Origin of the sequence: Pseudomonas sp. RW409, from assembly GCF_003184125.1 — a bacterium.
GTDB lineage: Bacteria > Pseudomonadota > Gammaproteobacteria > Pseudomonadales > Pseudomonadaceae > Aquipseudomonas > Aquipseudomonas chlororaphis_I.
In genome coordinates, this window is the sequence record NZ_QHHP01000004.1 from 1 (window position 1) to 26,756 (window position 26,756).

General features: G+C 65.5%; 20 protein-coding genes. 18 read left to right on the forward strand and 2 right to left on the reverse strand.

Annotated features, from left to right (window positions below):
* From DK261_RS02535 to DK261_RS02555, 5 genes are all read left to right on the forward strand, one after another.
* Nucleotides 1-6,348, forward strand: a 6,348-nt coding sequence (locus DK261_RS02535) for an S-layer family protein (protein WP_256597543.1), incomplete at its 5' end; no start/stop codon positions are given.
* Nucleotides 6,349-6,391: 43 nt separating this feature from the next.
* The gene (locus DK261_RS02540; protein WP_009046348.1) at nucleotides 6,392-7,906 is read left to right on the forward strand and encodes a TolC family protein; all 1,515 of its coding nucleotides are present in this window, start codon (nucleotides 6,392-6,394) and stop codon (nucleotides 7,904-7,906) included.
* Nucleotides 7,890-8,492, forward strand: a complete 603-nt coding sequence (gene cysC, locus DK261_RS02545) for an adenylyl-sulfate kinase (protein WP_016705001.1) — start codon at nucleotides 7,890-7,892, stop codon at nucleotides 8,490-8,492. Before DK261_RS02540 ends, cysC begins: the two co-directional genes overlap by 17 nt.
* Entirely contained in the window at nucleotides 8,489-9,280 is a 792-nt protein-coding gene (locus DK261_RS02550; protein WP_110175252.1) for an aspartyl/asparaginyl beta-hydroxylase domain-containing protein, read from the forward strand. The genes cysC and DK261_RS02550 overlap by 4 nt, the downstream gene beginning before the upstream one ends.
* Nucleotides 9,268-10,263, forward strand: a complete 996-nt coding sequence (locus DK261_RS02555) for an aspartyl/asparaginyl beta-hydroxylase (protein WP_016705003.1) — start codon at nucleotides 9,268-9,270, stop codon at nucleotides 10,261-10,263. The genes DK261_RS02550 and DK261_RS02555 overlap by 13 nt, the downstream gene beginning before the upstream one ends.
* Here DK261_RS02555 and DK261_RS02560 read toward each other — a convergent pair.
* Entirely contained in the window at nucleotides 10,229-10,987 is a 759-nt protein-coding gene (locus DK261_RS02560; protein ID WP_009046352.1) for a slipin family protein, read from the reverse strand. The two genes, DK261_RS02555 and DK261_RS02560, sit on opposite strands and share 35 nt — an antisense overlap.
* Nucleotide 10,988: 1 nt before the next feature.
* Nucleotides 10,989-12,374 carry a nodulation protein NfeD gene (locus DK261_RS02565; protein WP_009046353.1) on the reverse strand — a complete coding sequence of 462 codons (1,386 nt, stop codon included), beginning with the start codon at nucleotides 12,372-12,374 and terminating at the stop codon, nucleotides 10,989-10,991.
* 223 nt (nucleotides 12,375-12,597) lie between these two features.
* Here DK261_RS02565 and DK261_RS02570 point away from each other — a divergent pair, with 223 nt between their 5' ends.
* The 13 genes from DK261_RS02570 to pgaB all read left to right on the forward strand — a co-directional run bounded on the left by DK261_RS02570 (nucleotide 12,598) and on the right by pgaB (nucleotide 26,756).
* On the forward strand, nucleotides 12,598-13,059 hold the full coding sequence (locus tag DK261_RS02570; RefSeq protein ID WP_016705004.1) for an aminoacyl-tRNA deacylase: 462 nt from the start codon (nucleotides 12,598-12,600) through the stop codon (nucleotides 13,057-13,059).
* Between the two features lie 130 nt (nucleotides 13,060-13,189).
* Nucleotides 13,190-13,435, forward strand: coding sequence for a DUF2789 domain-containing protein (locus DK261_RS02575; RefSeq protein WP_009046355.1), 246 nt, complete (start codon nucleotides 13,190-13,192; stop codon nucleotides 13,433-13,435).
* A gap of 64 nt (nucleotides 13,436-13,499) precedes the next feature.
* Nucleotides 13,500-13,745, forward strand: coding sequence for a type II toxin-antitoxin system Phd/YefM family antitoxin (locus DK261_RS02580; protein ID WP_009046356.1), 246 nt, complete (start codon nucleotides 13,500-13,502; stop codon nucleotides 13,743-13,745).
* On the forward strand, nucleotides 13,735-14,016 hold the full coding sequence (locus DK261_RS02585; RefSeq protein WP_110175253.1) for a type II toxin-antitoxin system RelE/ParE family toxin: 282 nt from the start codon (nucleotides 13,735-13,737) through the stop codon (nucleotides 14,014-14,016). Before DK261_RS02580 ends, DK261_RS02585 begins: the two co-directional genes overlap by 11 nt.
* 132 nt (nucleotides 14,017-14,148) lie before the next feature.
* A complete protein-coding gene (locus DK261_RS02590; protein ID WP_028681511.1) occupies nucleotides 14,149-14,577 on the forward strand; it encodes a MarR family winged helix-turn-helix transcriptional regulator in 429 nt (142 codons plus the stop codon).
* Complete coding sequence (locus tag DK261_RS02595; RefSeq protein WP_110175254.1) at nucleotides 14,574-16,658, forward strand: FUSC family protein; 2,085 nt, start codon at nucleotides 14,574-14,576, stop codon at nucleotides 16,656-16,658. The genes DK261_RS02590 and DK261_RS02595 overlap by 4 nt, the downstream gene beginning before the upstream one ends.
* Nucleotides 16,655-16,864: a DUF1656 domain-containing protein gene (locus tag DK261_RS02600; RefSeq protein ID WP_007932080.1), complete on the forward strand. Its 210-nt coding sequence runs from the start codon at nucleotides 16,655-16,657 to the stop codon at nucleotides 16,862-16,864. The genes DK261_RS02595 and DK261_RS02600 overlap by 4 nt, the downstream gene beginning before the upstream one ends.
* Nucleotides 16,861-17,757, forward strand: coding sequence for an HlyD family secretion protein (locus tag DK261_RS02605; RefSeq protein WP_110175255.1), 897 nt, complete (start codon nucleotides 16,861-16,863; stop codon nucleotides 17,755-17,757). Before DK261_RS02600 ends, DK261_RS02605 begins: the two co-directional genes overlap by 4 nt.
* Entirely contained in the window at nucleotides 17,754-19,202 is a 1,449-nt protein-coding gene (locus tag DK261_RS02610; RefSeq protein WP_110175256.1) for an efflux transporter outer membrane subunit, read from the forward strand. Before DK261_RS02605 ends, DK261_RS02610 begins: the two co-directional genes overlap by 4 nt.
* Before the next feature lie 92 nt (nucleotides 19,203-19,294).
* The gene (locus DK261_RS02615) at nucleotides 19,295-19,936 is read left to right on the forward strand and encodes a hypothetical protein (protein ID WP_016705008.1); all 642 of its coding nucleotides are present in this window, start codon (nucleotides 19,295-19,297) and stop codon (nucleotides 19,934-19,936) included.
* Nucleotides 19,937-20,446: 510 nt separating this feature from the next.
* Entirely contained in the window at nucleotides 20,447-21,955 is a 1,509-nt protein-coding gene (locus DK261_RS02620; RefSeq protein ID WP_009046363.1) for a YdgA family protein, read from the forward strand.
* A 313-nt stretch (nucleotides 21,956-22,268) separates the two neighbouring features.
* Nucleotides 22,269-24,746 (forward strand): poly-beta-1,6 N-acetyl-D-glucosamine export porin PgaA, encoded by a 2,478-nt coding sequence (gene pgaA, locus DK261_RS02625; RefSeq protein WP_110175257.1) that lies wholly within the window; start codon nucleotides 22,269-22,271, stop codon nucleotides 24,744-24,746.
* A 12-nt stretch (nucleotides 24,747-24,758) separates the two neighbouring features.
* Nucleotides 24,759-26,756: a poly-beta-1,6-N-acetyl-D-glucosamine N-deacetylase PgaB gene (gene pgaB, locus DK261_RS02630; RefSeq protein WP_110175258.1), complete on the forward strand. Its 1,998-nt coding sequence runs from the start codon at nucleotides 24,759-24,761 to the stop codon at nucleotides 26,754-26,756.

Genomic DNA, 26,756 nt, shown 5'->3' on the forward strand with positions numbered 1-26,756 from the left:
TCCGCCGGCCCCGGCACCGGCACGCTGGGCGGCCAGGCTGGCAGCGCTGGCGTGGGCGGTTATGGCGGTGGCTACGATGCCACCCACATGGGCGGTCGCGGCGGTACCAGCACCGGCGGCGCGGGCGGTCTGGGCGTGTCCTACTACAGCAACGGCGGCAACGGCGCCACGGCCACCAACGGAACGATTTCCATTGGCGGCGGTGGCGGCGGCGCGGGTTGGGACAAGGTCGGCGGCGCGGGCGGCAATGCCGCCGGCGGTATCTACAACGCCTCCAGCGGCACCCTCACGGTGATCGGCACCTCGACCATCAGCAACAACATCGGCGCGGGCGGCGGCGGTGGCGGCGGTGGCGGCCAAGGCAGCAACGCCAGCAACGGCGGGATCGGCGGCCGGGGCGTCGGCGCAGTCTGGAACAAGGGCACCTTCCTGATCACCGCGGCCAACTTCGCCGCCCTGAGCGGCAACGCGGCGGCCAGTGGCGCCGGCGGCGTGGCGCTGGGGGGTGGCACGACCGGTACTTCACCGACTTCGTTCGCGACCATCTACAACGACGGCGGCATCCTCAACACCGCCTATGCACCACCGCCCACCGCGACCATAGTGGTCGCCGATACCACGTTGAGCATCGGCGAGACTTCGCTGGTGACCATCACTTTCTCCGAGGCGGTGACCGGTTTCACCAACGCCGACCTGACCATTGCCAACGGCACCTTGACCGCGGTGAGCAGCAGCGATGGCGGCATCACCTGGACCGCCACCTTCACCCCGACGTCGAGCATCACCGATACCAGCAACGTGATCACCCTGGATAACACCGGGGTGATCAATGGCCTTGGCACCGCCGGGGTCGGCACCACCAACTCCAACAACTACGTGGTCGATACCGTCCGGCCGACCGCGACCATCGTGGTGGCGGACAATGCCTTGCGAGTCGGTGAAACCTCGCTGGTGACCATCACCTTCAGCGAAGCGGTCAGCGGCCTCACCAACGCCGACCTGACTATCGCCAACGGCACCCTGACTGCGGTGAGCAGCAGCGACGGCGGCATCACCTGGACCGGCACCTTCACCCCGAGCGCCAGCATTACCGATACCACCAACCTGATTACCCTGGACAACACCGGCATCGCCGACCTGGCCGGCAACGCCGGCAGCGGCACCACCGATTCCAACAATTACGCGATCGATACCGTCCGCCCGACCGCGACCATCGTGGTCGCCGACAGCACCCTCACGGCGGGCGAGACGTCCCTGGTGACCATCACCTTCAGCGAGGCGGTCAGCGGCTTCACCAATGCCGACCTGAGCATCGCCAACGGCACCCTGACTACGGTGAGCAGCAGCGATGGCGGCATCACCTGGACCGCGACTTTCACCCCGACCGATGGCATCAGCGACGCCAGCAACCTGATCACCCTGAACAACACCGGCATTGCCGACCTGGCCGGTAATACGGGCAGCGGCACCACGGATTCGGGCAACTACGTGATCAACACCGCGCACCCGACGGCCACCATCGTGGTCGCCGACAATGCCTTGAGCATCGGTGAAACCTCGCTGGTGACCATCACCTTCTCCGAGGCGGTAACCGGGTTCACCAATGCCGACCTGACCATCGCCAACGGCACCCTGACCACAGTGAGCAGCAGCGACGGCGGCATCACCTGGACCGCCACCTTCACCCCGACGTCGAGCATTACCGATACCAGCAACGTCATTACCCTGGATAACACCGGCGTACAGAACGCCGTGGGCAACCTGGGCCTGGGCACCACCAACTCGAACAATTACGCCATCGATACGGTGCGGCCGACCGCGACCATTGTGGTCGCCGACAGCGCGCTGAGAATCGGCGAAACCTCGCTGGTGACCATCACCTTCAGCGAAGCGGTGACGGGTTTCACCAACGCCGACCTGACCATCGCCAACGGCACCCTGACCGCGGTGAGCAGCAGCGATGGCGGCATCACCTGGACCGGCACCTTCACTCCGAGCGCCAGCATTACCGATACCACCAACCTGATCACCCTGGACAACACCGGCATCGCCGACCTGGCCGGCAACGCCGGCAGCGGGACCACCGATTCCAACAACTACGCGATCGATACAGTGCGGCCGACCGCGACTATCGTGGTCGCCGACAGTGCTCTCAGCGCCGGTGAAACCTCGCTGGTGACCATCACTTTCAGCGAAGCAGTCAGCGGTTTTACCAACGCCGACCTGACCATCGCCAACGGCACCCTGACCGCGGTCAGCAGCAGCGATGGCGGCATCACCTGGACCGCGACTTTCACCCCGACCGTCGGAATCAACGATGTCAGCAACCTGATCACCCTGAACAACACCGGGGTCACCGACCTGGCCGGCAACACCGGCAGCGGTACCACCAACTCCAACAACTACAGCATCGACACCGTCCTGCCGACCGCGACCATAGTGGTGGCGGACAACGCCTTGAGGATCGGTGAAACCTCACTGGTGACCATCACCTTCAGCGAGGCAGTGAGCGGTTTCGACAACAGTGACCTGACGGTGGCCAACGGTACCTTGAGCACGGTGAGCAGCAGCGACGGTGGCATCACCTGGACCGCCACCTTCACCCCGACGTCGAGCATCACTGACACCAGCAACGTCATCACCCTGGACAACAGCGGCGTGACCAACGCCTCCGGCAATGCCGGCAGCGGCACCACCGACTCCAACAACTACGCCATCGATACGGTGCGGCCGACCGCGACCATCGTGGTCGCCGATACCGCGCTGAGAATCGGTGAAACCTCGCTGGTGACTATCACCTTCAGCGAGGCCGTCAGTGGCTTCACCAACGCCGACCTGACCATCGCCAACGGCACCCTGAGCGCGGTGAGCAGCAGCGACGGTGGCGTCACCTGGACCGCCACCTTCACTCCGAGCGCCAGCATCGGCGACAGCAGCAACCTGATCACCCTGAACAACACGGGCATCGCCGACCTGGCCGGCAACGCCGGTAGCGGCACCACCGATTCCAACAACTACGCCATCGATACGGTGCGGCCGACCGCGACCATAGTGGTTGCCGACAGTGCTCTCAGCGCTGGCGAAACCTCGTTGGTGACCATTACCTTCAACGAAGCGGTGAGCGGCTTCACCAATGCTGACCTGAGCATCGCCAACGGCACCCTGACCGCGGTCAGCAGCAGCGACGGCGGCATCACCTGGACCGCGACTTTCACCCCGACCGTCGGTATCAACGATGCCAGCAACCTGATCACCTTGAACAACACCGGAGTCACCGATCTGGCTGGCAACACTGGCAGCGGCACCACCAACTCCAACAACTACAGCATCGACACCGTCCTGCCGACCGCGACCATAGTGGTCGCCGACAATGCCCTGAAGATTGGTGAAACCTCGCTGGTGACTATCACCTTCAGCGAGGCAGTAAGCGGTTTCAGCAATGCCGACCTGACCATCGCCAACGGCACGCTGAGCGCGGTCAGCAGCAGCGACGGTGGTATCACCTGGACCGCCACCTTCACCCCGACGTCGAGCATCACTGACACCAGCAATGTCATCACCCTGGATAACAGCGGGGTGACCAACGCCTCGGGCAACGCCGGCAGCGGCACCACTGACTCCAACAACTATGCGATCGACACCGTCCGCCCGACCGCGACCATAGTGGTCGCCGACAGCGCCCTGGGCGTGGGCCAGACCAGTACCGTGACCATCACCTTCAGCGAGGCGGTGACCGGCTTTACCCTGGCCGACCTGACCGTTGCCAACGGTACGTTGAGTGGCTTGAGCACCAGCGACAACATCACCTACACGGCCACCCTCACCCCGACGGCCGGCATCACCGATAACAGCAACCTGATCACCCTGGACAACACCGGGGTGACGGATGGGGCCGGCAACACCGGCAGCGGCACCACCGACTCCAACAACTACGCCATCGACAGCCTGGGTCCGAATGCCACCATCGTTCTCTCCGACTCGACCCTCAAGGCCGGCGAAACCGCGGTGGTGACCATCACCTTCAGTGAAGCAGTGAGCGGTTTCGACAACAGCGACCTGACGGTGGCCAATGGCACGCTGAGCGCGGTCAGCAGCAGCGACGGCGGTATCACCTGGACCGCCACCTTCACCCCGACGGCGGGCATCACCGACCTGAGCAACCTGATCACCCTGAACAACACCGGCATCACCGACGTGGCCGGCAACAGCGGTACCGGGACCACCAACTCAGCCAACTACAGCATCGAAACCGTGGTGCCGACCGCCACCATCGTGATCGCCGACACGGCCTTGAAGGCCGGCGAAACCTCGCTGGTGACCATCACCTTCAGTGAGGCGGTCAGTGGTTTCGACAACAGCGACCTGAGCATCGCCAACGGCACCTTGAGTGCGCTGAGCAGCAGCGACGGTGGTGTCACCTGGACCGCCACCTTCACCCCGGCAGTCGGTATCGCCGATACCAGCAACGTCATCACCCTGAACAACAGCGGCGTGATCAATGTCTCGGGGAATACGGGCAGCGGCACCACCGATTCGAACAACTACGTCATCGACACGGCTCGCCCAACCGCGACCATAGTGGTGGCCAATCCGATCCTGCCGATCGGCGAAACCAGCCTGGTGACCATCACCTTCAGCGAGGCGGTCAGCGGTTTCGACAACAGCGACCTGACGGTGAGCAACGGCACCCTGAGCGCGGTCAGCAGCAGCGACGGCGGCATCACCTGGACCGCGACCTTCACCCCGAACGTCAATGTCAGCGATGCCACCAACCTGATCACCCTCAACAACAGCGGGGTCAGTGATGCGGCGGGCAACGCCGGCAGCGGCAGCACCGACTCGAACAATTTCATCATCGACACCGGGCGGCCGACCGCCACCATCGTGCTGGCCGACACGGCCCTGAAAGCGGGCGAAACCACCACGGTGACCATCACCTTCAGCGAGGCGATCAGCGGCTTCACCAACTCGGACCTGACGGTGGCCAACGGTACCCTGGGGGCCCTGAGCAGCAGCGATGGCGGGGTTACCTGGACCGCCACCTTTACCCCGGCCATCAACATCAGCGACAGCAGCAATCAGATCACCCTGAACAACGCCGGAGTGATAGACGCCGTCGGCAACACCGGCAGCGGCACCACCGACTCGGCCAACTACGTCATCGATACCGTGCGCCCCACCGCTACCGTGGTGGTCGCCAACCCGATGCTGGCGGCGGGCGACACGTCCCTGGTGACCATCACCTTCAGCAAGGCGGTCAGCGGTTTCGACAACAGCGACCTGACGGTGACTAACGGCACCTTGAGCGCGGTCAGCAGTAGCGATGGCGGCATTACCTGGACCGCGACCTTCACACCGAACACCAACGTCAGCGATACGAGCAACCTGATCACCCTCAACAACAGTGGGGTCAGCGACGCCTCGGGCAATACCGGGCTGGGCAGCACGGATTCGAACAATTACCTGATCGATACCCAGCGGCCGACCGCGACCATCGTGGTCGCCAACAGCAGCCTCGGCGTGGGCCAGACCAGCGGCGTGACCATCACCTTCAGCGAAGCGGTGAGCGGCTTCACCAACTCGGACCTGACGGTGGCCAACGGCACCCTGAGCGCCTTGAGCAGCAGCGACGGCGGCCGGACCTGGACCGCGACCCTGACGCCAACCGCCAATATCAGCGATACCAGCAACCTGGTCACCCTGAACAACAGCGGGGTGAGCGACGCATTCGGCAATACCGGCAGCGGCAGCACCGACTCCAACAACTACGCGATCAACACCGTGCCGGCGACCAACCCACCCACGGAGCTGCCGGTGGGCGATCCGGAATTCCGTTCGAGCGACCCGGTGGTTCCGCCGCTGCCGCCTTATGTGCCGCTGCAGCCCATGGTCACCACGCCACCGGTTGGCGACCTGGGCTCGCCATTGGCCTTCGCGCCACTGTTCGAGCAGCGGGTGCTGGGCGATGGCATCCGGCCGTTGGGGGATATTTTCATCAATCACGGGGCCCTGGCGCCGAGCTTCATTGCCCAGGTATTTGGCAGCAGCGATCCCGGTGGCGACGGTAATGGCCATGGTTTCCTCGGCTTCGGTGGCGGCGATGGCGGGGTGTTCAGCCAAAGCACGCTGTCGGTGCTGTTCGGCCAGGACTCCACTGAGGACGGCGGTTCGCTGAAGTCCTTCGGCGACAAGCCCAGGGCCGGCGATCTTTCCCAGGGCGGGCGCGGGGTGTTCGGGGCACCGTCGCTGACCCAGCAATTGCAAGTGATGCAAGACATGGAGCAACGGCCGATCCGCGATCTGGCCAAGGCATTCGAACAGGCCGGCATCAGCGCAATGCAGGCCTGAAACAAGACATAAATACGATGCGGCACCCAGGGGCGAGACAAGGATGAATAAAAGTCAGAAGTTGTTCGGGGTCAGCTTGTTGGCGCTGGCGGTCAGTGGTTGTGCCGTCAGCAGTAAACCGATTGAACGCAGTGCCAGCGAGCAGCGCGCCAGGAGCGACCTGCAGAGCATGTACAAGGATCAGGAGCCGCTGAGCGGCCCGCTGACCCTGCACCAGGCCATGGCCCGGGCAGTGAAATACAACCTCGAGGGCCGGTTGAAAATCATGGAAGAGGCCCTGGCCAAGCGCCAACTGGACCTCGCCAGTTTCGACATGCTGCCGCGCATGGCCCTCTCCGCCGGCTACGTGGGGCGCAACAACGTCAGCGCCTCCAGCAGCCAGAGCGTGGAAACCGGTACCCAGTCCCTGGAACCCTCGACCTCCCAGGACCGGGACCGCAGAGTGGCCGACCTGACCATGGTCTGGAACGTGCTGGACTTCGGCGTCAGCTACATCAATGCCAAGCAGCAGGGCGACCAGCGGCTGATCGTCCAGGAGCGCCGGCGCAAGGTGATCAACACCATTGTCCAGGACGTGCGCTCGGCCTATTGGCGGGCGGTGGCGGCCGAACGCCTGCTCAAGCAGATCGACAGCCTCGCAGGTCGGGTCGAGCAGGCCCGCGGCAACAGCCAGAGCATGAGCGAGCAACGCATCGGCGACCCGGTGCAGGCCCTGGCCTACCAGCGTTCGCTGATCGAGGCCACCCGCCAGCTGGAGGAGCAGCGCCGGGCGTTATCCCTGGCCAAGACCGAGCTGTCGACCCTGATCAACCTGCCCATGGGCACCCAGCTGACCCTGGCGACCACCGACGATTACCCGGTGCCGGAACTCAAGGTCGATATGGCCCGCCTCGAACACGAGGCCCTGACCAGCCGCCCGGAACTGCGCGAGCAGGATTACCAGAGCCGTATCAGCGCCGCGGAAACCCGCAAGGCCATGCTGCGCCTGCTGCCGGGCCTGGAGTTCTCCGCCGGTGGGCACTACGACAGCAACTCGTTTCTGGTCAACGACAAGTGGGCCGACTACGGGGTGAAGGTCACCTGGAACCTGTTCAATGTGCTCTCCGCGCCGGCGGCCATCGACACCGCCAAGGCCGGTGAAGACGTCGCCGCGGCGCGCCGCCAGGCCATGTCCATCGCGGTGCTGGCCCAGGTCTATGTGGCCAACGCCAACTACCGCGACGCGTTGCGCCAGTTCAAGACCAGCCAGGAGCTGGCGGACATCGACGGGCAGATCGTCGGCCAGCTGCGCAACCGCTACCAGGCCAATGGCATTGGCGAGCTGGACCTGATCCAGGGCGAGCTGAACACCTTGCAGGCGGACCTGCGGCGCGACCTGGCCTATGCCGACCTGCGCAACGCCTATGGGCAGATCTTCGCCAGTGCCGGGCTCGACCCGTTGCCCAACGAGGTGCAGTCGACCCAGGTGCAGTCCATCGCCTCGGCGCTGGCCAGTCGCGAGGCCGACTGGGCGGCGGGCAACATCAGCACGCCGGTGGCCCATGCCCAAAGACAATAATCTGCAGGCGCCCCAGGCCAGCGTCAGCCGGGCCCAGCGCGAGGCGCGCAATGGTCATCGCGGGGTGGCGATCCTGCTGACCGGCCTGCCGGCGGCGGGCAAGTCGACCCTGGCCCAGGCGCTGCAGGCCGGGCTGTTCCAGCACGGCCGGCAGAGCCTGGTGCTGGACGGCGACGCCTTGCGCGGCGGCCTGAATCGCGACCTGGGGTTCGCCGAGGCCGACCGCCGGGAAAACATCCGCCGCGCCAGCGAGCTGGCGGCCTTGCTGGTGGACAACGGGCAGATCGTGATCCTGGCGATGATCGCCCCGCTGATCGAACAGCGCGAGCTGTTCGCCCGGCGCCTGGGCGAGGACTATCTGGAGGTCTGGTGCAGCGCCTCGCTGGCGGTCTGTGAACAGCGCGACCCCAAGGGCCACTACGCCCGCGCCCGCAGCGGCGAGTTGCCGGGGTTCACCGGTATCTCGGCACCCTATGAGCCACCACGGGCCGCGCTGGAGCTGGACACCGGCACCCAGTCGATCGACGACTGCCAGCGGCAATTGCTCGGCTGGCTGGTCGAGCGCAAGGTGCTGCCTGCCTCATGAGCCGCCCGGCGTTCGCCCGGCTGCCGGTCAGCGTGGATCTGCCACGGCTGTTGCGCGCCCTGGCGCGCATCGACGCGAGTGCCTGGCAGGGCCACTTCAACGGCGGCTATTACGAAGGCGACTGGAGCGGCGTGGCCTTGATCTCGGCGGTGGACGCGCCCTCCGAACTGGCGCCGGGCAAGGGCCAACCGGTACAGCGCGAGCCCTGGCGGCAGGACCCGGACTGGCAACAGGCATTGCGTCACCTGCCCTTGCAGATCGTTTCGGCGCGCCTGCTGCGGCTGGGCCCGGGGGCACGCATTCATGAACACCGCGACTACGACCTGGGCGGCCCGGACGCCGACCTGCGCTTGCATATACCCCTGCTCAGCCCGCCGCTAGTGGAATTCCTGCTTGATGGTCAGCGCATGCCGATGCAGGCGGGGGAGTGCTGGTTTCTCGACCTGTCGCGCCCGCACCGTGTGGACAACCACGACAGCCAGGAACGCATTCACCTGGTGATCGATTGTCGCCCCGACTCCTGGCTGGAGCAGATGATTGCCGACGGCGCGCCGACCACGCCGACGCCTGGCCTGGGCCGCGCCGCCGTGGACTTCGCCCGGTTCTGTCGGTTGCTTGAAGAGGACCCCGCGCTGTGCCAGGCCTTGCAGGCGCTGAACGACAGCGAAGCCTTCATCGAGCGCACCCTGGCCCTGGCGGCCGAGCGTGGCCTGGCGTTCACCCGCGAAGACCTGCGTTCGGCCATGCGCCAGGGGCGGCGTCTGTGGAATGAACAATGGACGGCCTGAACCTGCATGGCTGGTTGCCGATCCGCATTTGGCAGCCGCGTGACGAGTGGCGGGTCGACTGGTGCTGGTTCGGCGACAGGCCGCTGTCGCAGCCGTTTTTCCGCGAGGCGGTCGAAGAGGCCCTGCGCCTGCCGTTCAATCAGGCGTTCCGGCGCCAGACGCCGTTGTCTGCCCTGACCGAATGGCGCCAACGTAGCCCGGGCCTGGCTCCCAGCGCCTTTATCTTCCACGCCTCGCGCTGCGGCTCGACCCTGGCCAGCCAGATGCTGGCTCATCTGGACGATCACATCGTGGTGTCCGAACCGCCACCGCTGGATGCCTTGCTGCGCAGCTCGCTGGCGCCACGGGAGAGGGCTGCCGCGCTGGTGGGATTGCTGTCGGCCTATGGGCAGGTGCGCCGCGGCAGTGAGCAGCGGCTGGTGATCAAGCTCGATGCCTGGAACATCGGCGAGCTGCCGCTGCTGCGCCAGTGCTTCGTCGATACGCCGTGGTTGTTTCTGTATCGCGAGCCGCTGGAAATCGCCGTATCGCATCTGCGCCGCGCCGGCATGCACATGACGCCGGGCCTGATCGGGCCTAGCGCCTTGGACGACGGCGAGCCTTTCCAGGACCGGGAAAGCTGGATCGCCCGGCGTCTGGGGCGCTTGTTGCAACTGGGGCTGGAGCACTGCCGCGAACACCATGGCCTGGTGCTGAACTACAGCGAATTGCCCGCTGCCATGGACGGCCATCTGGGCGATTTTTTCGGCCTGAGCGCCGAGCAACGCCGGACGGCATTCGCCTGTGTCGGCCAGCATGCCAAGCAGCCGGCCCAGGCCTTTGTCGATGACCGCCAGGGCAAGCAGCAACAGGCCTCAGCCCGGCTGCGGGAGCAGCTGGAGCAGTGGGCGCAGGCGCCTTACGCAGCGCTGGAGCAGTGGCGCAGCTGCGCGGTCCCGCAACCTCGGCTCAGTTCTTCGGCGACAACTCCGCCATGCCCTTGAGGAATTCGATGGGCAGCGGGAAAACGATGGTCGAGCTTTTATCGCCGGCAATCGCGCTCAGGGTCTGCATGTAACGCAGCTGCATGGCGCCGGGCTGGCGGCCGAGCATTTCGGCGGCCTGCATGAGCTTTTCCGAGGCCTGCAATTCGCCTTCGGCGTGGATCACCTTGGCCCGGCGTTCCCGCTCGGCTTCGGCCTGTTTGGCAATGGCGCGGATCATCGATTCGTTGAGGTCGACGTGCTTGATCTCGACGTTCGCCACCTTGATGCCCCAGGCGTCGGTCTGGGCGTCCAGCACCTGCTGGATATCGGCGTTCAGGCGCTCGCGCTCGGCCAGCAACTCGTCCAGCTCATGCTTGCCCAGCACCGCGCGCAGGGTGGTCTGGGCCAGTTGGCTGGTGGCCATGAGGAAGTCCTCGACCTGGATGATCGCCTTCTGCGAGTCCAGCACGCGGAAATACAGCACGGCGTTGACCTTGACCGAGACGTTGTCGCGGGTGATCACATCCTGGGGCGGCACGTCGAGCACCACGGTGCGCAAGTCGACGCGGACCATCTGCTGGACGACCGGAATCAGCAGGACCAGCCCGGGCCCCTTGACCCGCCAGAAGCGCCCCAGCTGGAACACCACCCCGCGCTCGTATTCGCGCAGGATGCGAAACGTCGAGACCGCCAGCGCCAACAGCAGCGCCAGCAGCGCGCCAAAACCCAATTCCAGACCCATTTCATCCTCCTCGCGGCGCGGCCTCGGCCGTCGTCACTTCCAGAAGCAGCCCCTTGCGCGCCACCACCCGAACCCGTTGCCCGGTTTGCAGCGGTGTCGCGCTCAGGACCTGCCAGTGTTCGCCCTGCAACAGCACCCAGCCGTTGTAAGGGTTGCCCGTTTGCACCGCGGTGATCGCCGTTATGCTGCCCACCAACCCAGCGTCGCCAGCCACCTGCTGGCGTTGTCGCGCACGCACCGCCATGCTCGCCAGCGTCGCCAGGAGCAGCGCACTGATTACCGCCAGGCTGACGATGAGCGGCAGGGGAATGCCGTAGCCCGGGACATCGGTGTCCATCAGGATCACCGCGCCGACCACAAAGGAGACGATGCCGCCGAAGCCGATGACGCCGAAGGTCGGTAGAAAAGCTTCGGCGACCATGAAGGCGATGCCCAGCAGGATCAGGGCCACGCCGGCGTAGTTCACCGGCAGCAACTGCAAGGCATACAGACCGAGCAGCAGGCAGATGCCGCCGAGCACGCCGGGCACCGCGGTGCCCGGGTTGACGAACTCGAAGAACAGCCCGTAGATGCCGATCATCATCAGGATCAGCGCGACGCTGGGGTGGGTGATGACCGACAGCAGCTGCGTGCGCCAGTCCGGGTCGTGATGGATCACCGCCGCGCCCAGGGTATGCAGCTGCACCGCCTGGCCGGCGGCGATGAGGAACTTGCCATCGAGTTGCCTGAGCAGGCCGTTCAGGTCATCCGCGACATAGTCGACCACCTTCAGCTTCAAGGCTTCCTGGGCCGGCAGGCTGACGGCCTCGCGCACGGCCTGTTCCGCCCATTCGGCGTTGCGCCCGCGCAATTGCGCCAGGCCGCGGATATAGGCCGCGGCGTCGTTGATCTGTTTCTGGCTGAGGGTGTCGGGTTCCGGTTCCGGGTTCTTGTCCGAGCGTGGCGCGGCGGGCGGGTTGCCGCCCGGGTCGGGCTGCCCCGGCATCCCGACCCGCACCGGGGTGGCGGCCCCGAGGTTGGTGCCCGGGGCCATGGCGGCGATATGGCTGGCATACAGGATGTAGGTGCCGGCGCTGGCGGCGCGGGCGCCACTGGGGGCGACGTAACTGGCCACCGGCACCGGGCTGGCGAGGATCGCCTTGATGATCGAGCGCATCGAGGTGTCGAGACCGCCGGGGGTGTCGATGCCCAGCACCACCAGTTGGGCCTGTTCGTCGGCCGCCTTGTCCAGGCCGCGCACCACGTAGTCGGCGCTGGCGGGGCTGATCACATCGTTGACGGTGAGCACCACCACCGGCTTCACGGCCTGGGCGTGCCCGGTCGGCAGGCCGATCAGCACCCCCAGCAGCAGCCCCTTCAGTGTCGCCCGCCACCCACGCTCGTTCATCCGACCCTCCTGGAGAGTCATGTGCCTCGGTTGCCAGCCGTTCGCTGGCTTTGTCCTTGAGTCTAGTAGAGCGTGGGATTGAGCAAATTTTGAACAACCTCATGCTCGCGTGCCGTTCGGAAGTTCGTCAGTGGGCGAGGGCGGCGCGGCCTAGACTTTGGGGAGGGAGTGACAGTCGTTAACCCATCGTCCTGCAAAGCCGTTCAGGACACCGAGGTGCATCATGCGTATGGCAAAAACCGTGCAACGCAGCCTGGAACAGGCGCATTGCGATTTTGACGTGGTGGCTCATCCACATTCGTCGAGCAGCCTGGAGACCGCCCGGGTCGCGGGAGTTCCCGCCGAACGCGTGGCCAAATCGGTGATCCTCGACGACAGTCACGGCCACTACCTGATGGCCGTGCTGCCGGCCAGCCGCCACCTGGATCTGAGCAAGGTGCGCGGCAGCAACGAATGGCAGATCACCCGGGAAAGCACCCTGGCGCATCTGTTCAACGATTGCGAACGCGGCGCGGTACCGGCCCTGGGCGAATCCTATGGGCTGGACGTGGTGATCGATCCAATGCTGACCCGGCAGAAAGACATCTACCTGGAAGCCGGCAACCACAACAACCTGGTGCATCTGAGCATGGACGAGTACCTGAAAATGGTGCCTCATGCCGAGGTGTGCGAGGTCAGCTACTAGCGCCGTCGGTGCCTGTAGCGACCCTTTGCTGGTTGGCCCGCTCCTGCAGGCTGTTTCTGCAGGAGCGCGGCTGCACGCGATCGACTGCGCGGCAGTCGTCCGACATTCCCGACCCATTCAGGAGCCCCCCATGGAATCCCCATCCCACAGCCTGCCTGCCCTGTTCAAACAACTCGGCCTGTCCGACGACCCCGTGGACATCGACCGTTTCATCGCCACCCATTCACCGCTCAAGCCGGAACTGCACCTGGCGGATGCCTTCTTCTGGACCCCCAGCCAGGCGGATTTCCTGCGCGACGAGATCCTCGACGACGCCGACTGGGCGGAAGTGGTGGATCAGCTGGATGTGTTGTTGAGGAAGGGGCGGGGGGGTTGAGGCAAGTGGATTGATGTCGTCATGGAAATAGACCAGAATTAAGACCAAATTAGAGGTCTTAATTATGCAAAGCGTATTGGCTGATAAAGCTGTCAGCGTGTCTGAACTGAAAAAAAATCCTTCGGCTGTCCTGAACGGCGCACAGGGTGGTGCGGTTGCGGTGCTCAATCACAACCGGGTCATGGGCTATATGGTCCCGGCCGACGTGTTTGAAGCCATGATGGAGCGTCTTGACGATCTTGAACTGGCGGAGATTGTCCGTGCCCGTCGTCACGAGACCCCGGTCCCGGTAAATCTGGATGACTTATAAGCTCCAGTTCCTGCCTTCGGCGCGCAAGGAATGGGACAAGCTCGGTCATACCCTGCGCGAGCAATTCAAGAAGAAGCTGGCCGAGCGCCTGGAAATGCCGCAGGTGCCCGCGGACGCCCTTCACGGTATGGCGGACTGCTACAAGATCAAGCTCAAGGCCTCTGGCTATCGCCTGGTTTACCAAGTGATCGAGGATCAGGTCGTGGTTTCGGTGGTGGCCGTGGGCAAACGTGAACGCAGTGCCGTGTATGAGCGGGCCCGAAAGCGCTGAGGCGTTTTCGGGTCAATGGTCGTTCAATTGTTTCAAAACTTGACTGAGATTATCCTCCCCATGCACCATTGATAGTTAGCAAACTAACTGTGTGCGAACTTTCCTTTGCCCGACTCTCTTGAATCACTCCAGATGAATATCAGCAGTGGCATGGTGGTCGCCGCCCGGCATTGGCGGCGGATCTGCCAGAGCACGCTGGTCAACTATGGAATCTCCGAAGCCTGCGCCGTGCCCCTGCTGATGATCGGGCGCCTGGGCGAGGGCGTGCGCCAGGTGACGGTGGCGCAGGCGGCGGGGATGGAAAGCCCGTCCCTGGTGCGTCTGCTGGACCAGCTGTGCAACGCCGGTTACGCCATACGCTCTGAAGATCCCCACGATCGCCGGGCCAAATGCCTGAGCCTGACCGACACCGGCCGCGAACTGGTGCAGTCGGTGGAAGCCGAATTGGTGCGCCTGCGCCGCGAGGTGCTGGAAGGCATCACAGCAGCGGACCTGGAGGCTGCGTTGAAGGTAATCCGCGCCTTCGAGTCGGCTGCCCAGCTGCCGGTGGTGCCGTCTTGAGCGGATTCTTCACCGGCGTCCCCCCCGCGCGCGACTGGTTCTACGGCGTGCGCACCTTTGCCGCGTCGATGATCGCGCTGTACATCGCCATGCTCATGCAGATGCCGCGTCCGTACTGGGCGATGGCCACGGTGTACATCGTCTCCAGCCCGTTCGTCGGGCCCACCAGTTCCAAGGCGCTGTACCGCGCGATCGGCACCTTGCTCGGTGCCTCGGCGGCGGTGCTGTTCGTGCCGATGTTCGTGCAGAGCCCCTATCTGCTGGTGGTGATCATCGCCCTGTGGACCGGGATCCTGCTGTTTCTCTCCCTGCACCTGCGTACCGCCAACAGCTATGCGTTGATGCTGGCCGGCTACAGCCTGCCGCTGATCGCCCTGCCGGTGGTGGATAACCCGCTGGGGGTGTGGGACGTGGCGGAGGCGCGCACCGAGGAGATCTTCCTCGGCATCGTCTGCGCGGCCGTGATCGGCAGCATGTTCTGGCCACGGCGGCTGGCGCCGGTGTTCGTCGATTCGGCGGGCAAATGGTTCGCTGATGCGTCCACCTACAGCCAGCGTTTTCTCAGCCGCGACGTGCGGCCCGAAGAAGTCAGTGCCTTGCGCGCATCCATGGTCGCCACCTTCAACAGCCTGGAGCTGATGATCGGCCAGTTGCCCCACGAAGGCGCGCGTCCGCAGACCGTGCGCAATACCAAGGAACTGCGCGGGCGCATGATCCACCTGCTGCCCGTGGTCGACGCCCTGGACGATGCCCTGTACGCCCTGGAGCGGCGCACCCCGGAGCTGGTGGACAGGTTCGCGCCGCTGCTGGCCCAGGCCGGGCAATGGCTGGAAAGCACCGCCCAGGGTGCGTCGGTCGAGCGCTGGCAGGCCCTGCGTGGCCAGCTCGAAGCGCTGCAACCCGATGCCGAAGCCCTCGACGACCGGCGCCAGTTGCTGTTTTCCAACGCCCTGTACCGCCTCGGCGAGTGGATCGACCTGTGGCAGGACTGCCGCAGCCTGCAACACGCCATCCAGTGCGAAAGCCAGGACATCTGGCGTGCGGTCTATCGCCACTGGCGCCTGGGTCGCCTGACGCCGTTCCTCGACCGCGGGCTGATGCTGTATTCGGTGGCTTCCACTGTCCTGGCGATCATCGTCGCCTCGGTGCTGTGGATCCTCCTGGGCTGGACCGACGGCGGCAGCGCGGTGATCCTCGCGGCGGTGGCCTGCAGCTTTTTCGCCTCGATGGACGACCCGGCGCCGCAGATCTACCGGTTCTTCTTCTGGACCGCGATGTCGGTGCTGTTCGCCAGCCTCTACCTGTTCCTGATCCTGCCCAACCTGCACGATTTCCCGATGCTGGTGCTGGCCTTCGCCGTGCCGTTCATCTGCGTCGGCACCCTGACGGTACAGCCGCGTTTTTACCTGGGCATGCTGCTGACCATCGTCAACACCTCGTCCTTCATCAGCATCCAGGGTGCCTACGACGCCGACTTCATGAGCTTCGCCAACTCCAACCTGGCCGGGCCCATGGGCCTGCTGTTCGTCTTTGTCTGGACCCTGGTCGCGCGGCCGTTCGGTTCGGAGCTGGCGGCCAAGCGCCTGACCCGCTTCAGCTGGCAGGACATCGTCGGCATGACCGAACCGGCCAACCTGGCCGAACACCGCCATCTGGGCGTGCAGATGCTCGACCGCCTGATGCAGCACCTGCCGCGGCTGGCCATGACCGGCCAGGACACCGGCGCGGCCCTGCGCGAAGTGCGCGTCGGTTTGAACCTGCTGGACCTGCTGGCCTACGCCCCTCGGGCGCAGGGCAACGCGCAGGCGCTGCTGCGCCAAGTGGTGGCCGAGGTCGGCGCCTACTTCAAGGCCTGCCTCAAGGCCGGCGAACGCCTGCCGGCGCCGAGCGGCCTGCTGATGACCCTGGACCGCGCCCGCCGCACCCTGGATGCCCACAGCCAGGACGACCGCGAAACCCGTTTGCACCTGCTGCACGCCCTCAGCGGCCTGCGTCTGGCCTTGCTGCCCGGCGTGGAGTTCGTCGGCGGTGGCGAGCTTGAAGAACCGCTGCCCCATGGCATCGATGGAGCGCCTTTATGATCGGTGACCTGGATATCAGCGGGGTGTTTTTGCCCACGCTGCTGGTGCTGATGGGCCTTACCTATGGCTTGTACCTGGTGGTCCACGGGCTGCTGACGCGCCTGCACTTTTATCGCCTGGTCTGGCACCGGGCTTTGTTCAACGTTGGTCTGTACGCTTTGCTGCTCGGCGCCGTGGACTCACTCAGTCGATACCTGATGACATGAAAAAACCTTTATTGACCATCGGCCGTGTGGTCCTGACCTTGCTGGTGGTGAGCTTCGCGGTCGTGGTGGTCTGGCGCATGGTGATGTACTACATGTTCGCACCCTGGACCCGGGACGGGCATATCCGTGCCGACATCGTGCAGATCGCCCCGGACGTCTCCGGGCTGATCCAGCAGGTGCAGGTGCGGGACAACCAACTGGTCAAGCGCGGCCAGGTGCTGTTCAGCATCGACCAGGACCGCTTCAGCCTGGCCCAGCGCCAGGCCAGGGCGTCCCTGGCCGACCGCCAGGAAACCCTGGCCCAGGCCCAGCGCGAGGCCAAGCGCAACCTCGGCCTGGGCAACCTGGTGCCGCGCGAGCAGCTGGAAGAAAGCCAGTCCCGCGTGGCCCGTGCCCAGTCGGCCCTGGCCGAAGCCCAGGTGGCGGTGGACAGTGCCCAGTTGAACCTCGACCGTTCGGTGATCCGCAGCCCGGTGGATGGCTACGTCAACGACCGCGCGCCGCGTACCCAGGAGTTCGTCACCGCCGGTCGCCCGGTGTTGTCGGTGGTGGACAGCAACTCCTTCCACATCGACGGCTACTTCGAGGAAACCAAGCTCGACGGCATTCATATCGGCCAGAGCGTCGATATCCGGGTGATCGGCGATCGCGCGCGGCTGCGCGGGCATGTCGAAAGCATCGTCGCCGGCATCGAGGACCGCGACCGCAGCAGCGGCTCCAACCTGCTGCCCAACGTCAACCCGGCCTTCAGCTGGGTGCGCCTGGCCCAGCGGATTCCGGTGCGCATTGCCTTCGACGAGGTGCCGGAAGACTTCCGCATGATCGCCGGGCGCACCGCCACTGTGTCGATCATCGACGATCAGGCGCCAACCCGGTCGGAGCCGGCGCAATGAACAGCGCCCTGCGTTTGGCCACGGCCGGGCTCGGTTTGTTGCTGTCGGCCTGCCAGATGGTCGGCCCGGACTACCGGCTGCCGGACGACGCGGCGCTGCATCGCAGCGATTTGCAGGGCGACCTGGCCGGTTCGAGCGACAGCGTGGTCTCGGCGCCGGTCCCGGCAGACTGGTGGCGCTTGTACCAGGACCCGCGCCTGGACCAGTTGGTGCAGCAGGCCATGGCCTCCAACACCGACCTGCGGGTCGCGGCGGCCAACCTGGCGCGGGCCCGCGCCCAGGTCGACGAGGCCCAGGCAGCAGGCGGCTGGAGTGGTGGGGCCAAGGCCGGGGTCGAGCGTTTGCAGGAGTCCGGCGAAGCCTTCCTGCTGCCGGAGAAAGTGCCGGTGGCCAACGTCGGCAACCTGTCCGTCAGCACCTCTTATCAGTTCGACCTGTTCGGCACCCTGCAGCGCGGCATCGAGGCGGCCAAGGCCAATGCCGATGCGACCCAGGCGGCGGCCGATACCGCGCGCATCACCCTGGTGGCGGATGTGGTGCGGGCCTACACGCAGGTCTGCGCGGCCAACGAAGAGCGCGAGATCGCCGAGCACTCCCTGGACCTGCAAGCCCAGAGCACCGAACTCACCCAGCGCCTGCGCGACGCCGGGCGCGGCGACGAAACCCAGGTCACCCGTTCCCAGACCCAGTTCAAATCCCTGCGCGCCGAACTGCCGCGCTACGAGGCGGCGCGCCAGTCGGCGCTGTTCCGCCTGTCGATGCTGCTGGCCAAACCGGTGGAGCGACTGCCCGCCGGCACCGGCAGTTGCGCCGAGTTGCCGCACATTGCGCAATTGTTGCCGGTGGGTGACGGCGCGGCGCTGCTCAAGCGCCGTCCGGATGTCCGCCAGGCCGAGCGCCGGCTGGCCGCCGCCACCGCGGAAATCGGCGTGGCCACCGGCGCCCTGTACCCGGACATCAGCATCGGCGCGACCGTTGGCACCGTGGGCATCGTCGACAACCTCGGCAAACCCTCCACCAACCGCTGGGGCTTTGGCCCGCTGATCAGCTGGACGGTGCCGGCCAACGGTGCCCGCGAACGCATTCATCAGGCCGAAGCCGCCAGCCAGGGCGCCCTGGCGCATTTCGACGGGGTGGTGCTCAACGCCATCCGCGAAACCCAGACCGGCCTGGCCCAATACAGCGCCCAGTTGCAACGTCGCGACGCCTTGGCCGATGCCGAGCAGTCGGCGCGGCAGGCCGCCGACCAGACCCATCGCTTCTTCCAGGCCGGCCGCGAGTCGTTCCTCGCCGACCTGCAGGCGACCCGCACCTATACCGACGTACGGGCCCAACTGGCGGCGGCCAACACCCAGGTGGCGATGAGTCAGATCGACCTGTTCCTGGCCCTGGGCGGTGGCTGGGAAAGCGGACGAACGCAAGCCTCGAACCCCGGCAAACCCTGAGGCCGTTGCTATGCTTTGATCAGTTGGGTGAGCACCTTGCGTCCAGTGCTCGGCCAGCGGTCAGGCACGTGATGGTCATGGGGATTCGAATAATGAAAAACCCTTATGCTCTCGGCTTCTGGTGCGCCATCGTTGCACTGGTGCTGCTTTCTGCGACTTATTTCTACGGTGTCATGCTGGCGCACCAGATCGACAAGGCAATGATCTTTCTCGACAGCGCCAGCGCGCTGATTGCGGTGAGCGCCATTGTCTTCGTGGCCTGGACGTCGTTCCAGACCCAGAAAATCAAGAAAAAACAGCTGGAGCAGGGCAAGACCCTGGTGGCGATCTGGGACACCAAAGTCGCCCTGCGCCGCGTCGAAACCGTGTTCGACCGGTACTTCTGGGGCAGTTACTGGCAGCCGGGGCGGACCTTTCAGGAGGTCATGGGCGAGTTGACCGGCACCCCCCTGGAGAAAAGCCTCGAAGCCCTGAAAAAACAGTGCGTACTGCTGGATAAACAGGCCGCGGACGGTCGCCACTGGCTGAACAATGCCCGCGAACTGTCCGATGTCGCCGCCGCCATGGCCCGCGAGCGTTATCAACTGGACTTCTGCGACCCGCGTTCGGAAACGCCGGGCGGCGCGGTGATCAACCGCGATTTCGAAGTGCTGGTCTACACCTGGACCGCCCGCCTGAAAAGCTTCGATCATCAGCTCGACGCGCTGGAAGTCGAATACTCCGAACATGCGTAGCGGCCGAAGGAAGGCACGCAAACCCTGTAGCCGCTGCCGAGCCCGCGAGGCTGCGATCGGTTTGGGCGGCATTCCGACGCAGCAACCGCAAAACCTGAATCCGCGGTCCACCTGGAAAAACGCGTCGCCTGGCCTGGCGACCGCTACGCAGTCGATCGCAGGCTGCGCCAGCGGCTACAGGAACCGCGGCGCCTGTGTAGCCGCTGCCGAGCCCGCGAGGCTGCGATCGGTTGCGCAGCAACCGCAAAACCTGAATCCGCGGTCCACCTGGAAAAACGCGTCGCCTGGCCTGGCGACCGCTACGTCGGAATGCCGCCCAAGTCGATCGCAGGCTGCGCCAGCGGCTACAGGAACCGTCCCGCACGTTCACTACTTTTCACATGGAAAGGTTGGGCCGCCCGGCCTGGCCGGTGCTAATCTTCGGCAGTTTTACGCACAGTCGAGCCACAACCCGTACCGGGTTCAGGGAAGACGACCACACATTCAACAACGGATCGATCGGGTCAAATAATGAATAAATCAGCAGGCGTACTGTTAGGAATCGTCGTCGCAGTGGGCGCTATCAGCGCCGGCGGCGCCTGGTATACCGGGACCAAGCTGGAAGGGGTGCTGCAAACCTCTATCGCTGATGCCAACAAGGAACTCCAGGCGGCCATGGTCGGTTCCAACGGTACCGCCAGCCTGGAGCTGGTATCGCTGGAGCGCAATCTGTTCAGCAGCACCGCGCGCTACCGCCTCAAGGGCCAGGGCGAGATGTTCGGCGACAGTGCCGAGGGCGTCGAACTGGTGTTCGTCGACCGTATCGAACACGGCCCGCTGCCGTTCTCGCGCCTGATGACCCTGAAATGGCTGCCGGTCATGGCCACCAGTCACTACGAGCTGGAAAAGAACGCCCTGACCGAAAAATGGTTCGCCGCCACCAAGGATGTTTCCCCGCTCAAGGGCGTGGTCAACCTGGGTTACGACCGTTCCGCCACCGGCAACCTGGAGTTGCTGCCGCTGGACACGGCCCTGGACGACAAGTCGACCCTCAAGTTCTCCGGCCTGAAGCTGGACCTCTCGACCAGCGCCCAAGCGCAGAAGGTCAAGGCCGAAGGCTACATGGACAGCCTCAAGCTCAACAGCGTCGCCGAAGACCAGACCCCGGTGCAGGTCGAGCTCAACGGCCTGACCCTGGCCAGCAACCTGACCAAGAGCAACTATGGCTTCTACGTCGGCGACAACACCCTGGAGCTGACCAGCACCAAGGCCACGTTCGGCGAGAAACAGTCGGTGCTCAGCTTCAAGAATTCGCAGATCAAGAGCGCCACCGACGAGAAGGGCGCCCACCTGGCCGGTCGTGCCGACTACAAGATCAGCGAAGTCGCCCTCAACGGCAAAGCCGTCGGTTCGGCGCAAATGGCCTGGAGCATGAAGAACCTCGACATCGCCTCCGGCATGTCGCTGATGCAGGTCTACCAGAACAAGCTGCAACCCTACGAAGACGCCGTCGCCGCGGCCGAAGCCGCCGGGGAGCCAGCGCCCGAGCTGAACCTGAGCGAGGCCGAGCAGGCCCAGGTCAAGGCTGACCTGGACAAGCTGCTGGCTGCCCAGCCGCACATCGCCCTGGAAAACCTCTCGTTCAAGACCGCCAACGGCGAAAGCCGCCTGAGCCTGGTGGTGGACCTGAACAAGCCGCAATCCATGGATCTGCCGCCGGCCGAACTGAGCAAGCAACTGCTCACCCAGCTGAACCTGAACCTGCTGCTGTCCAAGCCGATGATCGCCGACGTGGCGGCGTTGCAGGCGCAACTGGACGGTGTGACCGACGCCAAGGCGATCGCCGACCAGGGCAGCATGGCCGCCGACATGGTCAGCGGCATGGCGCTGGGTACCCAGCTGGCCAAGCTGGAAGGCAACGACATCGTCTCCAAGGTGCGCTACGCCAATAACGAAGTGGACTTCAACGGCCAGAAAATGACGCCTGAGCAGTTCGTCGGTTTTGTCATGAGCAAACTGGGACCCGTCACCATCCAGTAAGCCTCGAAAACCCCTTCCTGGGGTTTTCAGCCAGAAACGCCCGGCCTCCGTAGCACGGATCTGCCGGGCGTTTTTTTGCCTGCATCCGACGGCAGAACCCCCACCCAGAGCCTCCCTGAACATGGCTACAGGCCACGTCGTTCGCGGATTCGGGCAGAAACGAATCTGAAGAAATATTGCATTTGCGCATCTGCATCAGCCTTGCGTGGAAGACTCCGCCCCAATCTGGCCGAGTCATCTGATTCGGCTTCCTGGCACGTATCAGGCGGGGGGACACAAGACCCCGGCTAGCCATGTAAGGACGCTGAAGAAAATGCCGCCCATTGTTCACCCCGTTCGCCTTTATGGTTTGCGACCGATGTTTCGCCTGGCGTTATGCAGCCAATTGCTGTGGCCGACCCTGGCCCTTGCCGACCCGGCGTACGACCGCCTGATTCTCGACGCCCGCGCCGGCAGCTATGCGCCAGCCCTGAGCCATTTGCGCCAGGTGCCGGCCGAGCGCCTGAACACCGGGCTGGTCAGCGACCACCTGCAGATCGCCAGCTGGGCCGGCCTCGACGCCGAGGTGGTGAATGTCTATGAAACCCAGGCCCGTGGCCGGGTGCTGCCGATCCAGGCGCTGACCGCCACCGCCCATGCCTACCGTAATCTGCAGCGCTGGGACTCGGCGATCCAGGTCTACCGCCTGGCCCTCGAACGCGACCCGCGCAATCCCGACCTGCAACTGGGCCTGGCCCTGACCCAGGCCGACGCCGGCAAGCCCGAGGAAGCCGTGCGTCGCGCCCGCGAGCTGGTGGCGGCCAAGCCTGACGATGCCACCCGCCGCCTGGCCCTGGGCTACGCCCTGACCCGCGCCGGTTCGCCGTATGACGCGCTGTTCGAGTTCGACCAGGCGTTCATCCGCGCCGGCACCCGGCCGGAAGTCGCCCGCGAATACCTGTTCGCCCTGCAACGGGCACGCCTGCCGGAACCGGCCTTGCGCCTGGCCCGCCAGCGCCCGGGGCTGATCGATCCCGTCATAGAACGTCGCCTGCAAGGCGACCTGGCCGCCGAGCGCGTGCGCCTGGCCGAGCTGGCCACCCGCAGCGAGAAAGAGCGTTATGTCATCGCCGACCGCGCCCTGGCCGATTACGACCAGTTGCTCGCCACCTGGACCCCGGACCCGGCGGCCAAGGACGACGTGACCCGTTGGCGCATCGACCGCATGGGCGCGCTCAAGGCTCGGGCGCGTACCGCCCAGGTGATCGACCAATACCACAAGCTGACCGCCGAAGACGTGGCCATCCCCACCTACGCCCTGCGCTGGGTGGCGGCCTCCTACCTGGACCAGCGCCAGCCGGAGATCGCCAGCGACCTCTATCGCCAGGTGCTGGCGGCGCCGGATGCCGATGTCAGCGACCGCGTCGAAGACAGCACCGCGCTGTATTACGCCTTGCTGGAAAGCGACCGCCCACAGGAGGCGCAACAGGTCGCCGACGACCTGGCCAGGAACCAGAAGCCGCGGGTCGAGCTCAAGGGCTTGCCGGTGGGCAACCCCAACGATGAATGGATGGACGCCCAGCAACTCGCCGCGCAGTCCGGCACCTACAGCGCCGACCTGCCGGGCAGCGAGCAGCGCCTGGCCAGCCTGGTGGACCAGGCGCCGGGCAATATCGGCCTGCGCGTGGCCCAGGCCAACCTGTACCAGGCCCGGGACTGGCCGCGCCGCGCCGAGGGCCTGCTCAAGGAAACCGAGAGCATGGCGCCGCGCGATGTCGGCCTCGAGGTCGCCCAGGGCCACACCGCCCAGGACCTGCAGGAATGGCGTCAGCTCGATGCCCTGACCGACGACGTGGTGCAGCGTTATCCCGACAACCGTCAGGTGCAGCGCCTGGCCCGCCAGCGCCAAGTGCACGATATGGCCGAGCTGCGGGTCGAGACCTATGGCGGCAAGAGCTACGGCGGCGGCAACAGCGGCGCCGGCGCGGTTTCCGGCAGCAAGGATTTCGGCATCGAGACGGTGCTCTACAGCCCGCCGATCGATGAAGACTGGCGGCTGTTCGGCGGCCTCGGCTATGCCACCGGCGACTTCCAGGAAGGCACCGGGCATCACCGCTGGCAGCGTATCGGCGTGGAACGCCGGACCCGCGACATGACCCTGGAAGCGGAAGTCTCCAACCACTCCTACGGCTTCGACGACAAGCAGGGCGCGCGGCTGTCCCTGGCCCGTGACATCGACGATCACTGGCAGTACGGCGGTAGCCTGGAATACCTCTCGGCCAATACCCCGCTGCGGGCGCTCAACAGCAACATCTACGCCAATGGCGGCAGCGCGTTCCTGCGCTGGCGGGCCAACGAGAGCCGTGAATGGCGGCTGGCCCTGAGCCCCTCGCATTTCAGCGACGGCAACAACCGTTTCGAGGCCCTGCTCACCGGTCGCGAGGGCGTCTATGCCACGCCGCATGTGCAGGTCGACCTGGGCCTGGAACTCGGCGCCAGCCGCAACACCAAGGAAGACACGCCCTACTTCAACCCCAGGTCGGACTTCACGGTGCTGCCGACGGTGAACGTCAACCACGTGCTCTATCACCGCTACGAAACCTCCTGGAGCCAGCAGTTCCAGGTGGGCGCCGGTACCTACAGCCAGCGCGATTACTCCACCGGGGCGATCGGCCTGCTCAGCTATGGCCAGCGGGTGACCTGGAATGACGTGTTTGAAGCCGGGGCCGCCCTGAGCGTGCTCAACCGGCCTTACGACGGCGACCGGGAAACCGACCTGCGCCTGCTCCTCGACCTTACCTATCGCTTCTAGAAGAGTCCGAAGATGCCTCCGATGACCCGTTGCATCCTCCTGCTGGGAGCCCTGATTCTCAGCGCCTGCGCCCAGCCCGCCGCGGATTTCCTGCCGCCGGCGCAGCGCCCGGTGCCCGCCAGCGAAACCCCGTGGCCGAAAAACCACGTGCTGGGCATTGCCTACCACGACGTCGAAGACCGCGACCCCGACCAGGCGGTGGTGGCCGTGCGCACCGAACGCTTGATCGAACAGCTGGCCTGGCTGCGCGAGAACGGCTACCAGCCGGTCACAGTGGACCAGATCATGGCGGCGCGCAAAGGCGGCCCCGAGCTGCCGGCCAAGGCCGTGCTGCTGAGCTTCGACGACGGTTATGCGAGCTTCTACACCCGCGTGCTGCCGGTGCTGCGCAGCTACAACTGGCATGCCCTGCTGGCGCCGGTGGGGGCGTGGGTCGATACCCCGCTGAACCAGCCGGTGGACTTTGCCGGCACCCCGCGCAAGCGCTCGGACTTCCTGACCTGGCAGCAGGTCCGCGAGATCTCCCGTTCCGGCCTGGTGGAAATCGCCGCCCACACCGACGCCAACCACAAAGGCGTGCTGGCCAACCCCCAGGGCAACCTGCAACCGGCCGCCGCCACCCGGCGTTATGACGCCAGCAGCGGGCGCTATGAAAGCGAGGCCGAGTTCGAGGCGCGCCTGCGCAGCGACGTGGCGGCGATCTCGAAAAAAATCCGCGCCGCCACCGGCTACAGCCCGCGCGTCTGGGTCTGGCCCTACGGCGCCGCCGACGGCACCGCGCTGCGGGTGGTGGGCGAGCAGGGCTACGACATGGCCCTGACCCTCGACGACGGCCTCGATGCCCTCGACAACCTGATGAGCAGCCCGCGGTTCCTGGTGTCCTCGGACCCGGACGGCATCCACTTCTCCAACAGCATCGTCGGCGTCGAAGCCAGCAACCCGATGCGCGTGGCCCATGTCGACCTGGACAACGTCTACGACCCGGACCCGCAGCAGCAGGAAATCAACCTCGGCAAGCTGGTCCAGCGCATGGCCGACCTGGGCGTGAATACCGTGTTCCTGCAAGCCTTCGCCGACCCCAAGGGCGATGGCTTGGTGCACTCGCTGTACTTCGCCAACCGCCACCTGCCGGTGCGCGCCGACATCTTCGATCGGGTCGCCTGGCAACTGCGCACCCGGGCCAACGTCAAGGTCTTCGCCTGGATGCCGGTGCTGAGTTTCGCTCTCGACCCGAGCCTGCCGCGCGTGACCCGCTGGGACCCGGAAACCGGTCAGGTCGCGGCCGACCCGGACCAGTACCGGCGCCTGTCGCCGTTCGACCCGAAAGTGCGGCGCATCATCGGTGAGATCTACGAGGACGTGGCGCGCCTGACCTCGGTGGACGGCATCCTCTACCACGACGACGCGGTGCTCTCCGACTTCGAAGACGCCAGCCCCGAAGCGCTGCGCACCTACGCCGCCAACGGCCTGCCCGGCTTGATCGCCGCCTTGCGCGCCGATCCGGCGACCCTGCAGCGCTGGACCCGCTTCAAGAGCCGCTACCTGATCGACTTCACCCATGAGCTGACCGCCAAGGTCAAGGCGATCCGCGGGCCGCAGGTGCTGACCGCGCGCAACCTGTTCGCCGAGCCGATGCTCAACCCGCAGAGCGAAGCCTGGTTCGCCCAGAACCTCGACGACTTCCTCGCCAACTACGACTGGACCGCGCCGATGGCCATGCCGTTGATGGAGGGCCAGCAGCGCAAGGCTTCCGGCGCCTGGCTGGAGCAACTGGTGGCCACGGTCAAGGCACGCCCCGGCGCGCTCAACCGTACCGTCTTCGAACTGCAGGCCCGGGACTGGGCACAAAAACCGGCGAGCGATATCGACGCCGCGCAGATGGCCGACTGGATGGGCCGACTCAAGCGCCAGGGCGCGACCAGTTTCGGCTACTACCCGGATAACTTTCTCGAGAACTCGCCGGACTTGAAGACCATCCGTCCTGCGCTCTCCACCAAGTGGAATCCTTAA